The sequence below is a fragment of the Phyllobacterium sp. CL33Tsu genome, from assembly GCF_900113985.1.
Classification (GTDB): Bacteria; Pseudomonadota; Alphaproteobacteria; order Rhizobiales; family Rhizobiaceae; genus Phyllobacterium; species Phyllobacterium pellucidum.
Genome location: NZ_FORJ01000003.1, coordinates 443,140 through 456,699, shown reverse-complemented (window position 1 = coordinate 456,699; position 13,560 = coordinate 443,140). Strand labels below are relative to the sequence as shown.

Genomic DNA, 13,560 nt, shown 5'->3' with positions numbered 1-13,560 from the left:
TGATCACTCGGCGGCCGCCTGGGCCTTGTGGCCGGGCCGCCGGTTCAGAAGTTCCTTGAGGAAATGACCGGTATAGGAGCGGTCGACCTCGATAATGTCCTCTGGACGTCCGACCGCTACGATCTCGCCGCCGCCGTCGCCGCCATGCGGCCCGAGATCGATCACCCAGTCCGCAGTCTTGATTACTTCAAGGTTGTGCTCGATGACCACCACCGTGTTGCCCTGGTAAACCAGTTCGTGCAGCACTTCAAGGAGCTTCGCCACGTCGTGGAAGTGCAGTCCCGTCGTCGGTTCGTCAAGGATGTAGAGCGTGCGGCCGGTAGCCTTGCGCGACAGTTCCTTGGCGAGCTTGATGCGTTGCGCCTCGCCGCCGGAAAGCGTGTTGGCTTGCTGTCCGACGTGAATATAGCCGAGGCCGACCTTGGCCAGGGTTTGCAACTTGTCGCGAACGGCCGGAACGGCGGCGAAGAACTCCGCGCCTTCCTCGACCGTCATATCGAGCACGTCGGCGATCGACTTGCCCTTGAACAATACTTCGAGCGTTTCGCGATTGTAGCGCTTGCCGTGACAGACGTCGCAGGTGACATAGACGTCGGGCAGGAAGTGCATTTCGATCTTGATGACGCCATCGCCCTGGCAGGCTTCGCAGCGTCCGCCCTTGACGTTGAAGGAAAAGCGGCCGGGCTGGTAGCCGCGGGCTTTCGCCTCGGGAAGCCCGGCAAACCAGTCGCGTATCGGCGTGAACGCACCGGTATAGGTCGCCGGATTGGAGCGCGGCGTGCGACCGATGGGAGACTGGTCGATATCGATCACCTTGTCGAGATATTCGAGCCCGTCGATGCGATCGTGCTCCGCCGGGTGCTCCCGCGAACCCATGATGCGCCGCGACGCAGCCTTGAAAAGTGTTTCGATGAGGAAGGTCGACTTGCCGCCGCCCGACACGCCCGTCACCGCTGTAAAGGTGCCGAGCGGGATTTCCGCCGAAACATTCTTGAGATTGTTGCCGCGTGCGCCAACGACCTTGATGCGCTTCTTGTTCAGCTTGCGCCGCTCTGATGGCACGGCTACTTCGATCGCGCCGGAAAGGTATTTGCCGGTCAGCGATTTTGGGCTCGCCATGATGTCGGCGGGCGTTCCCTGGGCGATGATTTCGCCGCCATGGATGCCAGCCGCCGGTCCAATGTCGACGACATAATCAGCCGTCAGGATCGCGTCTTCATCATGTTCGACGACGATCACCGTGTTGCCGAGATCCCGCAGGTGACGCAGCGTCTTCAACAATTGCTCGTTGTCGCGCTGGTGCAGGCCAATGGACGGCTCATCGAGGACGTAAAGAACGCCCGTCAGGCCGGAGCCGATTTGCGAGGCGAGCCGGATACGCTGGCTCTCGCCGCCCGACAAGGTGCCGGAATTGCGTGACAGCGCGAGATAATCGAGGCCGACATCGTTCAGAAAGCGCAGGCGTTCGCGGATCTCCTTGAGAATGCGCGCGGCAATCTCAGTCTGCTTGTCATTGAACGTCTTGTCGATGTCGCGGAACCAGGCGTCGGCATGGCGGATGGACTTCTCAGTGACCTCGCCGATGTGCAATCCGCCGATCTTGACGGCCAGCGCCTCGGGCTTCAGCCGGTAGCCGTTGCAGGCCGGGCAGGGGGTGCCGGACATGAAGCGTTCGATTTCCTCACGCGACCAGGCGGAATCCGTTTCCTTCCAGCGACGCTCGAGGTTCGGAATGACACCCTCGAAAGGCTTGGTCGTGCGGTACGACCGCAGACCGTCATCATAGGCGAACTGGACTTCGCGGTTCCCGGTGCCATAGAGGATGGCTTTTTGGGCCTCTTCGCTCAAATCGCTCCAACGGTCGCCAAGCTTGAAGCCATAGGCTGCGCCGAGCGCGTCCAGCGTCTGGTTGTAGTAGGGCGAACTCGACTTCGACCACGGTGCGATGGCTCCGTTCTTGAGGGTCACATTCTCATCAGGCACGATCATGGTCGGATCGATGGCCTTTTGCGTGCCAAGTCCATCGCAGGTCGGGCAGGCGCCGAATGGATTGTTGAACGAGAACAGCCGCGGCTCAATCTCGGGAATGGTAAATCCCGAAACCGGGCAGGCAAATTTTTCCGAGAACATGAGCCGTTCATGGGTCTCGTTCTTCGACTTGTTGGCGGATTCACTCGCCGTCTCGTCAGCCGGCAACGGCTTGTCGGCAAATTCCGCAATCGCGATACCGTCGGCGAGTTTCAGGCAGGTCTCGAGACTGTCGGCAAGGCGCGCCGACATGTCCGGGCGCACGACGATACGATCGACCACAACGTCGATATCGTGCTTGTACTTCTTGTCGAGGGCGGGGACATCGGCGATTTCATAAAAGATGCCGTCCACCTTGACGCGCTGGAAGCCGCGTTTCTGCAGATCCGCCAGTTCCTTGCGGTACTCACCCTTACGGCCGCGGACAATCGGCGCGAGAATGAAAAGGCGCGCGCCTTCCTCAAGCTCCAGGACGCGATCGACCATCTGGCTGACCGTCTGGCTTTCAATCGGCAGCCCCGTTGCCGGCGAATAGGGAATACCGACGCGCGCAAACAGCAGGCGCAGATAATCATAGATTTCCGTAACCGTGCCGACCGTGGAACGCGGATTGCGACTGGTTGTCTTCTGCTCGATCGAGATTGCCGGCGATAGGCCATCGATCTGGTCGACGTCCGGCTTCTGCATCATTTCAAGGAATTGCCGCGCATAGGCCGAAAGGCTCTCGACATAGCGACGCTGTCCCTCAGCATAGATCGTGTCGAAGGCCAGCGACGACTTCCCCGATCCGGACAGCCCCGTCATGACAATCAGCTTGTCGCGCGGCAGATCGAGGTCAATATTCTTCAAGTTGTGTTCGCGAGCACCGCGAATGGAAATATACTTCTGATCGCTCATGAGTCTTGCCTTTGAGGCACGCCGTTTGGAAGGAGGGATTGCTCTCAGGCGAGAGACTTTCCCTTATTTAGAAAGTCTTTGGCGATTTACGAGATCAAACCCGGTCGGAATCACCATAGCCATGTTGACATTGCTTGGGCAAGTGATAGAACAAAAATAGAACAAAGGGCAAGGGACTTGCCGATCGGCGCAAAGCGCTTCGCGATGAAAGTGCATTGTGCGGCATCCTGGCGACAGGTTGCACAACAATCATATGCCAAACCTCCTGACAGATTTGGCAGGAGCCTGTCAGCTGGACGGCGAAGCGGGAAATGCGCGGGCTGTATATTGTGGATAGCGGTAATGAATTGCCCGCCGTCCATGCGCGTTCTGTATGATGGCCGAAATTTTTAGAACAGGGTTGATGGAGTTCATATCATGGCAGGCAGTGTCAACAAGGTCATTCTGGTAGGCAATCTTGGCGCTGACCCGGAAGTGCGGCGGCTCGGTTCTGGCGATCCTGTCGTCAATCTGCGCATCGCCACCTCGGAAAGCTGGCGCGACAAGAACAGCGGCGAGCGCAAGGAGAAGACCGAATGGCACAGCGTCGTCATCTTCAACGACAATCTCGCCAAGGTCGCCGAGCAATATTTGAAGAAGGGCATGAAGGTCTATCTCGAAGGCGCCCTGCAGACACGCAAATGGCAGGACCAGACCGGTAATGACCGCTACTCGACCGAGGTCGTGCTACAGAAGTTCCGCGGCGAACTCCAGATGCTGGATTCGCGCGGCGAGGGCGGTGGCCGGTCCTTCGACAACAATTCGGCGCGCGGGCAGGTTTCCGATAATGACTATGGCTCCGACTTCGGCCGTTCCAACGCATCGTCTTCGAGCAGTTCCTCCAGTTCTGGCGGGAATTTCTCCCGCGATCTCGACGACGAAATCCCGTTCTAGGCCGGAATAGTCGAGTATTTGTAAAGCAATCGCACCTACGAGCGGAAGGTACTCCTAATGCCGACGGCTATCGGCTGCGTAGCAGTTTCGGTTGCCAGATGCTCAGCGACGGGCAATCTTCGAACGCAGAGGGCTCAGATTGCCGACTCGCCTTGGCGAATTCTGAGTGCGGCCGCACGCCGATGGCCCTCCATGCCCTCCGTCCGGCTTTGCCGTACTGCCGGCGGGGCCACCGCAGCGACACCTCGCTTGTCGAGCCACTGGTGCGTGCAAACCTTGACATAGGATCCCACCCAAAGGCCGCCAGTGTAGCGTCCTGCGGCCATTGTTGGGAGGGTATGGTTTGTACCGCAGCACTTGTCGGAATACACTACACTTGCAAGCTTCCCGATGAAGAGAGAGCCGTAATTTCGTAGCTTTGCCGCAGTCGAATGGGGATCGCGGGTGTGAACCTCGAGATGCTCAGCCGCGATATGGTCGGAATATGCTATCATCGTGTCTTCATCGGCACAGACCGCGATCTGGCCGTAATCGCGCCAGGCGACGCCCGCAACGTCGGCCGTGGGCAGCGTTTCAAGCTGACGCTCGACCTCCTTCAAGGTTGCCTCGGCCAGCCCTCGATCAGTCGTGATCAGTCCCACACGGGTCCTGACATCATGTTCCGCCTGCGCCAGAAGATCGGTGGCTATCATCTCAGCGTCCCCGGTTTCGTCAGCAACCACGAATATTTCGCTCGGTCCGGCCAATTGATCGATTCCCACTTGCCCGAACACCTGCCGCTTGGCCTCATTGACATAGGCGTTGCCTGGTCCGACGATCTTGTCCACCGCGGGGATGGTTTCGGTGCCGAACGCCATGGCAGCAACAGCTTGCGCGCCGCCCACCTTGAAAATCCTGTCGACACCAGACAGGTGGCAGCCGGCAATCATGGCCGGATGGGCATTGGGCGGTAGGCAAGCGATGATTTGGTCGCAGCCCGCGACCTTTGCTGGGACGATTGTCATGACTGGCGCAGAGAGGATCGGATACCGTCCGCCAGGCACATAGGCGCCCACAACCTGCACCGGAATGATCCGATGTCCGAGATGCAGTCCCGGAAGCGCGTCGAATTCCAGGGGGAGGATGGTGCGCAATTGCGCCTCGGCAAACGCCTTCACCCGTTCGATGGCAAAGTCTGTGTCTTTTCTGGTCTGAGGGTCGAGGTTGGCAATGGCTTCCAGCCGCTCCTCCATGCTCACTTCGAACGTGGCAAGATCTGACCCGTCAAATGTCCGTGCATACTGTCTTACGGCCTCATCTCCCCGCGCCCTCACGTTCGAAATGATATCCTTCACCGTCGTCTCGATTAGGTCGGTGTCCGATGCCAAGGGCGGCTTGGGTGACTTGAGATGTATGATATTTTCGTCCATTTTTAATCTCTTGTTGGTTTGCGCCGTAGGATATTGTCACAATCCTGCACCCGCCGGTCGACTGCAATTGCCCCCAGAGTATTGTTCAGTATACTCACCAGAAGATGGAGGCGTCAGGTAGTCCCCCAAAAGTCCCTAGGCCTTTGCGTAAGGAGGATGTCATGCCAAAGATTGGCATTAAGCTGAGGGAAATGCGGCGCAGGCGCGATTTGGGCGTGCGTGAACTCGCCGCAAGATCCGGCATATCACACTCCACTATTTCCTTGATCGAAAGGGACAAGATGAGCCCGTCGGTCGACACCCTGAGTGCCGTCCTGGACGCGCTTGGAACAACTTTGCCCGGGTTTTTCAGCGATCTCCAATCGAGCCTTCCCTATACCCCCTTTTATAGAGCCGAGGAATTGGTGGAGATAGGCAAAGTCGAGACAATTTCGTACCGGGTCATCGGCCTCAATCATCCCAACAGGCAACTCTTGATGCTGCATGAGACCTACGCGATAGGAGCTGATACCGGGGAGGCTTTTGCGCATGCGGCGCAGGAGTCAGGTATGGTGATCAGCGGATCGGTCGAAGTGACTGTCGGCAGCCAGAAAAAGGTTCTGAATAAGGGTGATGGCTACTATTTCGATAGCCGACTTTTGCATCGGTTCCGCAATGTCAGTGAGGAGAAAAGCGAGATCTTGAGCGCAATAACGCCGCCGACATATTGATGGCATGACAGCTCAATTCGGTGAATTTAATCACCAACAAATTTAATCGGGCTTTCAATCAAATCAAACTGTGATTTGTTAGCTTGTCATACAAAAACAAGGGGAATGACAATGAAAATCCTGAACGCAGCATTGATTGCATGCGCGCTGACTTCAGTTGGAATTGCAGCAGCGGAAGCGCGTGACCTGACGGTGGTGTCCTGGGGCGGCAACTATCAGGACGCTCAGCGCAAGATCTACTTCGAACCCTTCGCGAAGCAGCTAGGCAAGCCGGTGCTGGATGAAAGTTGGGACGGTGGATACGGCGTGCTCCAGGCCAAGGTGAAAGCGGGTGTTCCGAACTGGGATGCGGTACAGGTAGAGGCTGAGGAATTGGCGCTCGGCTGCGCGGATGGCATTTACGAAAAGATCGATTGGGAAAAGCTCGGCGGCAAATCCAAGTTTTTGCCCGCTGCTGTCAGCGACTGCGGAGTTGGTGCGATCGTCTGGTCTACGGGTATCTCCTATGATGGTGACAAGCTGAAAGAGGCTCCCACTTCATGGGCAGATTTCTGGGATACGAAGAAATTTCCGGGTAAACGTGGCCTGCGCAAGGGCGCCAAATATGCGCTCGAATTCGCCTTGATGGCGGATGGGGTCGCTGCCGATCAAGTCTACACCGTTCTCGCTACCCCGGAAGGTGTCGACAGGGCTTTCAAGAAACTCGATGAACTCAAGCCGAATATCGTCTGGTGGGAAGCCGGAGCACAGCCGCTTCAACTCCTTTCTTCCGGCGAGGTGGTAATGACGAGCGCCTATAACGGGCGCATAACTGGACTGAATAGGACCGAGGGCAAGCATTTCGGTTTCGTGTTTCCCGGCAGCATATATGCAATCGATAGTTGGGTGGTCCTGAAGGATAGTCCCAACAAGGATGCGGCTTTGGACTTCATAGCTTATGCAAGCAAGCCGGATAACCAATCCCAGTTGCCCCAGTATATTGCCTATGGACTGCCTAACATCGAGGCCGGCAAGCTCGTGCCGGAAAAATATCAAGCTGAGCTTCCTACTTCGCCGGATAATCTGAAAGGCGCGATTACGCTGGATGTCGACTTCTGGACAGACAATTCCGAAGCCCTGACGCAACGTTTCAATGCCTGGCTAGCACAGTAATGTGGACTACAAAGGCGCAGGTTCGTCAGCGCCTTTGTATACACCGTCGTGACGGACAGGTGGGTCGTTTACAACGCCGTACCCGTCGCGCACTGTTTCGCGAGAGCCGAGGTGACCACGATGAGCAATCCTTTCATCCGGTTGGAGGAAGTCAGCAAATCCTTCGGCGCTTTGACCGTTGTCGAGGGCCTGAATCTGGAGATCGGCAAGGGGGAGTTCATCAGCCTGCTTGGACCGTCCGGTTCTGGAAAAACGACCATACTCATGATGCTCGCGGGTTTCGAGAATCCCTCACACGGTACGATCTGGGCTGGCGGTCGGCGGATCGATTGTTTGCCACCACACAAGCGGAACATGGGCGTCGTCTTTCAGAATTATGCGCTTTTTCCGCATATGTCCGTCTCTGAGAATGTGGCTTTTCCGCTAAAAATGCGCGGCTTCTCCCGCACAGAAATGAATGGGCGCGTCGGAAAAGCGCTTGATATGGTGCAATTGGGCGCGCTCGCAGACCGGCGTCCCTCCCAGCTCTCCGGCGGCCAGCAGCAGCGTGTCGCCTTGGCGCGGGCCCTCATCTTCGAGCCAGAGGTGGTTCTGATGGATGAGCCCCTTGGCGCATTGGACAAGCAATTGCGAGAGCAAATGCAACTGGACATTCGGGAACTGCACAGGCGACTCGAACTGACGATCGTGTTTGTCACCCATGATCAGTCCGAGGCACTGACGATGTCGGACCGAATAGCAATCTTCAATGGTGGGAAGATCGAACAAATTGGCACTCCTACGAACATCTACGACCATCCGAATACGCAATTCGTAGCCGAGTTCATCGGCGAGACGAATCTCGTCCGCGGGTCAGTTCAAGGCACCGAGGGTCTCACCACCCGCGTCCGATTGCAAAGCGGACGGGAGGTTGTCGTGGAGCTTGGTTCGAACCGTCTTCTGAAGGGTAACGTGTGCCTATCAATAAGGCCGGAACGGATAAAGGTGGGACGGGAGAAGATTTCCGGGAACATCATCACCGCGGTAATCTCGGATGTGGTCTATCACGGGGACCACCTACGGTTGATTGCGAAAACCGACGGTCAGTCGATTGTCGTCAAGACGGATCGCAGCCAGCCGGCACTCTCGATTGGCGAAGAAGTGCAACTCTTCTTTCTGCCTACCGATTGCTGGGTGGTCGGGCCATGAATCGATCAGGGCTTAACAAGCGACTTGTTTCGCTAATGCTTGTCGGGCCCCTCTTCCTCTTTCTTGTTTTGTTCTTCGCGGTTCCGCTCGTCTCGATGATGAAATCTGCAGTGTCAGACCCCGTGGCGGCGGAGGTGCTGCCCGCCACCGCCCGTGCGGTTTCGGGCTGGGACCGCACAAGTCCTCCATCTGATGAAATGAAGGCTGCTTTGGTTGCAGACCTACGCCAGATCGGGGAGGACCAGTTGTTCGGAGATCTCGTCCGACGCCTCAACAGCGCGAAATCCGGGTTCAGAACCCTGATGCCAAAGACACGCGCTGCGGCTTTGGAAGCGGGCGGCAATATCGACCTCGTCGCTTTGGACAGGCGATGGGCCGATCCTTCCTACTGGCAAGCCGTCACGGTAGCCACATCATCAACGATTACAGACCGCAATCTTTTGGCGGCAGTTGATCTGCAACGGGATGCATCCAACACAATCGTAGCGCTGCCACCCGATGCGTCTGCGAACAAGGCTATTATGATCAGGACGTTCGTGATGTCACTGACGGTGACGTTGGCTTGCGTTTTGATCGGACTGCCGTTCGCGATGATCACCGCGTCCGTCGACGGCTGGAAGCGACAATTGTTGCTGGGTGCAGTCCTGTTGCCGCTTTGGACGTCCCTCCTGGTGCGAACGGCCGCTTGGTTCATCCTGTTGCAGGACAGAGGCCCGATCAATTCCATGTTGACGTATCTTGGGATAATTTCCGCCCCGCTGCCGCTGATTTTCAACCGTACCGGCGTCATCATCGCCATGACCCATGTTCTACTACCCTTTATGGTGCTTCCCATCTTCAGCGTGCTTATCGGTATTCCCAAGAATCTTATGCCCGCCGCCGCGTCATTGGGCGCTCATCCCGTCAGGGCATTCTTGAGTGTCTTGTTGCCGCTCTCATTGCGCGGCGTTGTTTCCGGTGCATTGCTGGTGTTCATGAGTGCGCTCGGCTACTACATCACCCCCGCACTGATCGGCGGAGCCAAGGATCAGATGATCAGTTCGGTCATCGCATACTACGCTACGGGCGCGGCAAATTGGGGAATGGCAGGGGCGCTCGGACTGGTGCTGCTGGCCGCGACGATGATCCTCTATGCGATATACCTCAGACTCTCGTCAGACCGGGAGGCGCGTCCATGAACGTGTTGCGTGTTGCTAAGATCGTTTTCGGAGGCGCAACGATCTTCTTTCTGGTCGCACCGCTGATCGCCATCCTTCCGCTTGCCTTCACCGACAGCGTCTTCCTCAACTATCCGATTCCTAGATACTCGACACGATGGTTTGTGGAGTTGTTCACCGCTGGTGTCTGGCAACGTTCGATCGTGAACAGCCTGGTCATTGGGAGTGGCACAACGGTGCTGGCGACCGTTCTTGGCACCGTCGGTGCGCTTGGACTGCGCGACCGGCAGCTTTCGCCCGTCCTTGCGATCATCAAGACGATCTTTCTCTTGCCGATGGTGGTGCCCGCGGTAGTGCTGGGTGTCGGCATGCAATTGATGTTTGCCCGGTATGGCCTGACGAATACCTACCTCGGAGTGATTATCGCTCACACCGTAGTGGCAGTGCCTTTTGTCGTCGTCAACGTCCTTGCGGTTATCCAAGGAATAGACCGACGATTGGAGCAGGCTGCGGCCAGTCTCGGCGCGGCACCCATTACCGTGCTGAGACAAGTCACCCTGCCGCTGGCACTCCCGGGGATCATATCTGGCGCCGTTTTCGCCTTCGCAACGTCGCTGGATGAAGTCGTATTGACTTTGTTTGTGGCGGGTCCCAACCAGCGGACGCTCGCACGGCAGATGTTTTCAACGATCCGGGAAAACATCAGTCCCGCGATCGCCGCCGCCGCCTTCGTTTTTATTGTGGGCACGATTCTGATAGCGATAGTTCTAAATCTTTCTCGAAGAACCAAGGCCACTGCGGTATAAGCTCGGCTCGCCTCTGCGCACAGCCTATTTCTGACCACCAACTCAAATCCCGGGTCCGTTCAATTTGCCGCAAAGCAGTAGAACAGGTCGTCGCCCCCAGTGCATTTGAAAGCCTCCACCGTCCAGCGGCACGCGGGTCGGGTGTGAGGAATTCCAGGATTTCGACTCGGGCGGCCCTGAATCCTCGATGCTCTCGATCCACCTGTTCCAGTTCCGCGGCTACGACCTCGTCGCTGCAGTCGGGTTCGGCGCGCTGAAGGCGACGATGATGTGCTTTAGGCTGTCGAGTATCTGATTGAAGACAAAGAATATCGGATTTCTGAGGAAGTTGAGCAAGCTTTAAGAACCGGCGCATTGTCTAAGAGCGTGGGCTAACTGCGTGTTTGTCATCTTCTCCAAACTGTGACTTTTAAACAGCCGGGATTTCAAACCCGATCGCAGTTGTTACCTCAGAATGTGATCAGGGCGCGAAGACAATGATCGCGCATTCTGTTCGGCGATAGACATTCGGAAAAGTCACGCCCTCGTTGGCCTTTGGTCCAACTACCGTTGCAAGCGAATTTGATAGAGAATCGTTGAGCAATGCGCTTGGCTTTCACTCACGGAATACACGCATGAGGCGAAAAGGACACAACCTCACGTGTTTCTTGGAGGTGGCTTAGAAGCGGCTGGCTAATGTAGTTCTGGTTGATTACCTTGGAATACGCATAAAGAATCAGTTGCAACTCACTACACTGATTTTCTTTGACAGGGGATTTGGCGCCTTTATGGCGCACCGGTGCTCAGAAGGGGTTCGAACGTATCAGAGTATATGTTCTCAACTGTGCAGGTTTGGAATGGCCTTAAAGTCCTTACTTTTGCTTTCTACGGCTTTAATCATCGCCGGGTGCACAGTTGTTCCAAAGCCGCTCGATGAACTTGCTCTGAGCAAGATCGCCAATAGCAATTTGTCCCGTGTCGTGGCGGCACAGGAGCCGGTTAGCGGTTCCATCGACGTGTATGAAGCTACTGCCCGCGCATTGAAGTACAATCTCGATCAAAGGGTCGAGTTGATGCAGGAGGCAGTTAATCTTCAGGAACTGAACCTTGCCACTTACCAGGGGCTGCCAAACCTGGTTGTCAATTCCGGGTATACTGGCCGAGACAATGTGTTGGCGAGTTCGAGCACCTCGGTTCTGACCAATCAACAGTCTCTTGAACCATCGACCAGTACCGACAAGAACATGCTCGATTCAGACATCACACTGAGCTGGAATGTTCTTGATTTCGGCCTTTCCTATGTTCGCGCCCAACAGGCCGCGGACAAGGTGATGATGCAGCGCGAAGCGCGCCGAAAGGCACTTAACCGGATCGTCGAGGATGTGCGCACCGCCTACTGGCGCGCGATTGCCAGCGAGAAGTTGCTTTCCCGCCTCAACTCCCTCGAAGGTAAGACCCGCCGGGCGATAGCCGACTCGCGCGCGCTCGCAGCCGAGCGGCAGACCTCGCCGATCGTTGCACTAACACATGAACGCGAGTTGCTTGAAATCCGCCGTGACGCACAGCAAATCGAAGGCGAACTTCGCATTGCGCGCAGCCAGCTTGCAGCCTTGATGAATGTGCCGCCGAACTCGCATTTCCGGCTTTCCAGTGAGAGAACCCGCATGGGCAAGCCGCCCGTCGACGTGGATCCAAGCAGGCTCATTCGTGTTGCCATCATGAACCGTCCGGAAGTGCGCGACGTAGCCTATCGCCTGCGAAGCAACGAGAAGGAGCTTGATGCTGCGCTGCTCGAGATGCTGCCTGGTCTAGATGTGTTTGTCGGGCCAAGTGTCAGCACCAACTCGTTCCTTTATAACGACAATTGGGTTGGGTGGGGTGCGCAGGCGAGCTGGAACCTGTTGAAGGTTTTCCAGTATCCGCAAAAGAAGAAGCTGGTCGCATCGCAGGCAGAGTTACTGGATCAGCGCTCGCTGGCTCTGACCATGGCTATCATGACGCAGGTCTATGTAAGCCGCGCACGCTATGTGCATGCACAAAAAGAACTGTCGACTGCCGGCGAGTTGAAGAGCGTTCAGCACAGGTTGCTTGACCAGATTGCTGCGTCCACCACGACCGAACAGACCAGTGAACAGACGCTTATCCGTGAGGAGATGAACACCGTCGTCTCGGACGTCCGCTATGATCTTGCCTATGCCAATCTTCAGAACGCCTATGGCAACATCTACGCGTCGATTGGCCTTGACGCTTATCCGCCCGTCGATATTGAAAGGGCCAGCGTTTCGGAGATCAAGGATGCGTTGCGCAGAACATGGGTGGGCCGCGGCGATCTGACCACGGTGCTGGCCCAGGCGGACGCTGCCGCAACCCAATCTGCCCTTCAGTCGCCACCCGATGCCACGTCTAAACTCACGACCGGATCAGTCTCGACGGTGAAACCTTATGCAGCCGTTATGACGGCTCCCGAAACTTCCGTGGTCCAAGAGGTCGCGACGCCCGGACGAGCGATCAAGGTATCCACGACCTCACTACGGGATTGAGGCGGTGTTCCGCGCGCTATTCATCACTGGATGGATAGGCGTGGCGCTCCTTTCAAACGTAGGAACCGTATCTGCACAGGATGTGCAGCAGCCCGTGCGCGGTCTGGTCCGCGCAATCGACGACGCGCTCATTTCCACGGAGCTCAATGCCCGAATTGTGGAAATTACACGACGGGAGGGCGAAGGGTTCAAGAAGGGCGAAGTGTTGATCACGTTCGACTGTGGCAAATACCAAACCGAACTCAACGCGGCCCGCGCCGAAGTGGAGTTCAACAAGATTGCCCTCAATAACAGTATCGAGCTCGATAAGCGCAAGGCTATTGGCCGATTTGATGTTCAACAGAACCGCGCCAAATATGAGAAGGCGCAAGCTCAAGCGGGAACCCTCGCAGTTCAGGTCGCGGAGTGTACGATTTCAGCGCCATTCGATGGAAGAATCGCCGAAATGCGGGCCAAGGCATATGAGATGTCCAAGCCAAATGAGCCGCTTATGCGGCTTGTCAACACGGACCGTCTGGAAATCGAGCTGATCGTAACGTCATTGTGGCTCCAATGGATAAAGCCCGGTTTGAAATTTCGTGTTACTGTCGATGAAACGGATACCGTGCATGATGCGACCGTGCAGCGTATTGCGGCCACCGTGGACTCCGTAAGCCAGACGGTGAAAATAATGGCTGTTTTTGCTGAGAGCTCCCCGAACATATTGCCCGGCATGAGCCTCAGCGCGGAATTGAAACAACCCGGAACCCAGAGGTAGTGCC

At 56.6% G+C, this 13,560-nt stretch carries 10 protein-coding genes; 8 read left to right on the top strand and 2 right to left on the bottom strand.

From position 1 onward, the window contains the following. Positions 1-3: 3 nt before the first annotated feature. Positions 4-2,925, bottom strand: a complete 2,922-nt coding sequence (gene uvrA / locus BM074_RS14790) for an excinuclease ABC subunit UvrA (RefSeq protein WP_091922964.1) — start codon at positions 2,923-2,925, stop codon at positions 4-6. Between the two features lie 417 nt (positions 2,926-3,342). Here uvrA and BM074_RS14785 point away from each other — a divergent pair, with 417 nt between their 5' ends. Next, positions 3,343-3,858: a single-stranded DNA-binding protein gene (locus BM074_RS14785; protein WP_091922962.1), complete on the top strand. Its 516-nt coding sequence runs from the start codon at positions 3,343-3,345 to the stop codon at positions 3,856-3,858. Between the two features lie 134 nt (positions 3,859-3,992). Here BM074_RS14785 and hisD read toward each other — a convergent pair whose 3' ends face one another. Continuing rightward, positions 3,993-5,267 carry a histidinol dehydrogenase gene (gene hisD, locus BM074_RS14780; RefSeq protein ID WP_091922960.1) on the bottom strand — a complete coding sequence of 425 codons (1,275 nt, stop codon included), beginning with the start codon at positions 5,265-5,267 and terminating at the stop codon, positions 3,993-3,995. Positions 5,268-5,428: 161 nt separating this feature from the next. Here hisD and BM074_RS14775 point away from each other — a divergent pair, with 161 nt between their 5' ends. The 7 genes from BM074_RS14775 to BM074_RS14745 all read left to right on the top strand — a co-directional run bounded on the left by BM074_RS14775 (position 5,429) and on the right by BM074_RS14745 (position 13,556). After that, a complete protein-coding gene (locus tag BM074_RS14775) occupies positions 5,429-5,977 on the top strand; it encodes a cupin domain-containing protein (protein ID WP_027233199.1) in 549 nt (182 codons plus the stop codon). 111 nt (positions 5,978-6,088) lie between these two features. Further along, positions 6,089-7,129, top strand: coding sequence for an ABC transporter substrate-binding protein (locus BM074_RS14770; RefSeq protein ID WP_091922958.1), 1,041 nt, complete (start codon positions 6,089-6,091; stop codon positions 7,127-7,129). A 120-nt stretch (positions 7,130-7,249) separates the two neighbouring features. Next, positions 7,250-8,317 carry an ABC transporter ATP-binding protein gene (locus BM074_RS14765; protein ID WP_091922955.1) on the top strand — a complete coding sequence of 356 codons (1,068 nt, stop codon included), beginning with the start codon at positions 7,250-7,252 and terminating at the stop codon, positions 8,315-8,317. Positions 8,318-8,352: 35 nt separating this feature from the next. Then, positions 8,353-9,495: an ABC transporter permease gene (locus tag BM074_RS14760; protein ID WP_244532869.1), complete on the top strand. Its 1,143-nt coding sequence runs from the start codon at positions 8,353-8,355 to the stop codon at positions 9,493-9,495. Continuing rightward, entirely contained in the window at positions 9,492-10,280 is a 789-nt protein-coding gene (locus BM074_RS14755) for an ABC transporter permease (protein ID WP_091922953.1), read from the top strand. The genes BM074_RS14760 and BM074_RS14755 overlap by 4 nt, the downstream gene beginning before the upstream one ends. A gap of 719 nt (positions 10,281-10,999) precedes the next feature. Then, positions 11,000-12,799: a TolC family protein gene (locus BM074_RS14750; RefSeq protein ID WP_244532868.1), complete on the top strand. Its 1,800-nt coding sequence runs from the start codon at positions 11,000-11,002 to the stop codon at positions 12,797-12,799. A gap of 4 nt (positions 12,800-12,803) precedes the next feature. Beyond that, positions 12,804-13,556: an efflux RND transporter periplasmic adaptor subunit gene (locus BM074_RS14745; RefSeq protein WP_175499027.1), complete on the top strand. Its 753-nt coding sequence runs from the start codon at positions 12,804-12,806 to the stop codon at positions 13,554-13,556. Positions 13,557-13,560: the final 4 nt, after the last annotated feature.

Coding starts and splice junctions, on each gene's coding strand:
- uvrA (WP_091922964.1), bottom strand. CDS start 2,925: ATGAGCGATCAGAAGTATATTTCCATTCGCGGTGCTCGCGAACACAAC.
- BM074_RS14785 (WP_091922962.1), top strand. CDS start 3,343: ATGGCAGGCAGTGTCAACAAGGTCATTCTGGTAGGCAATCTTGGCGCT.
- BM074_RS14760 (WP_244532869.1), top strand. CDS start 8,353: ATGCTTGTCGGGCCCCTCTTCCTCTTTCTTGTTTTGTTCTTCGCGGTT.
- hisD (WP_091922960.1), bottom strand. CDS start 5,267: ATGGACGAAAATATCATACATCTCAAGTCACCCAAGCCGCCCTTGGCA.
- BM074_RS14755 (WP_091922953.1), top strand. CDS start 9,492: ATGAACGTGTTGCGTGTTGCTAAGATCGTTTTCGGAGGCGCAACGATC.
- BM074_RS14765 (WP_091922955.1), top strand. CDS start 7,250: ATGAGCAATCCTTTCATCCGGTTGGAGGAAGTCAGCAAATCCTTCGGC.
- BM074_RS14775 (WP_027233199.1), top strand. CDS start 5,429: ATGCCAAAGATTGGCATTAAGCTGAGGGAAATGCGGCGCAGGCGCGAT.
- BM074_RS14770 (WP_091922958.1), top strand. CDS start 6,089: ATGAAAATCCTGAACGCAGCATTGATTGCATGCGCGCTGACTTCAGTT.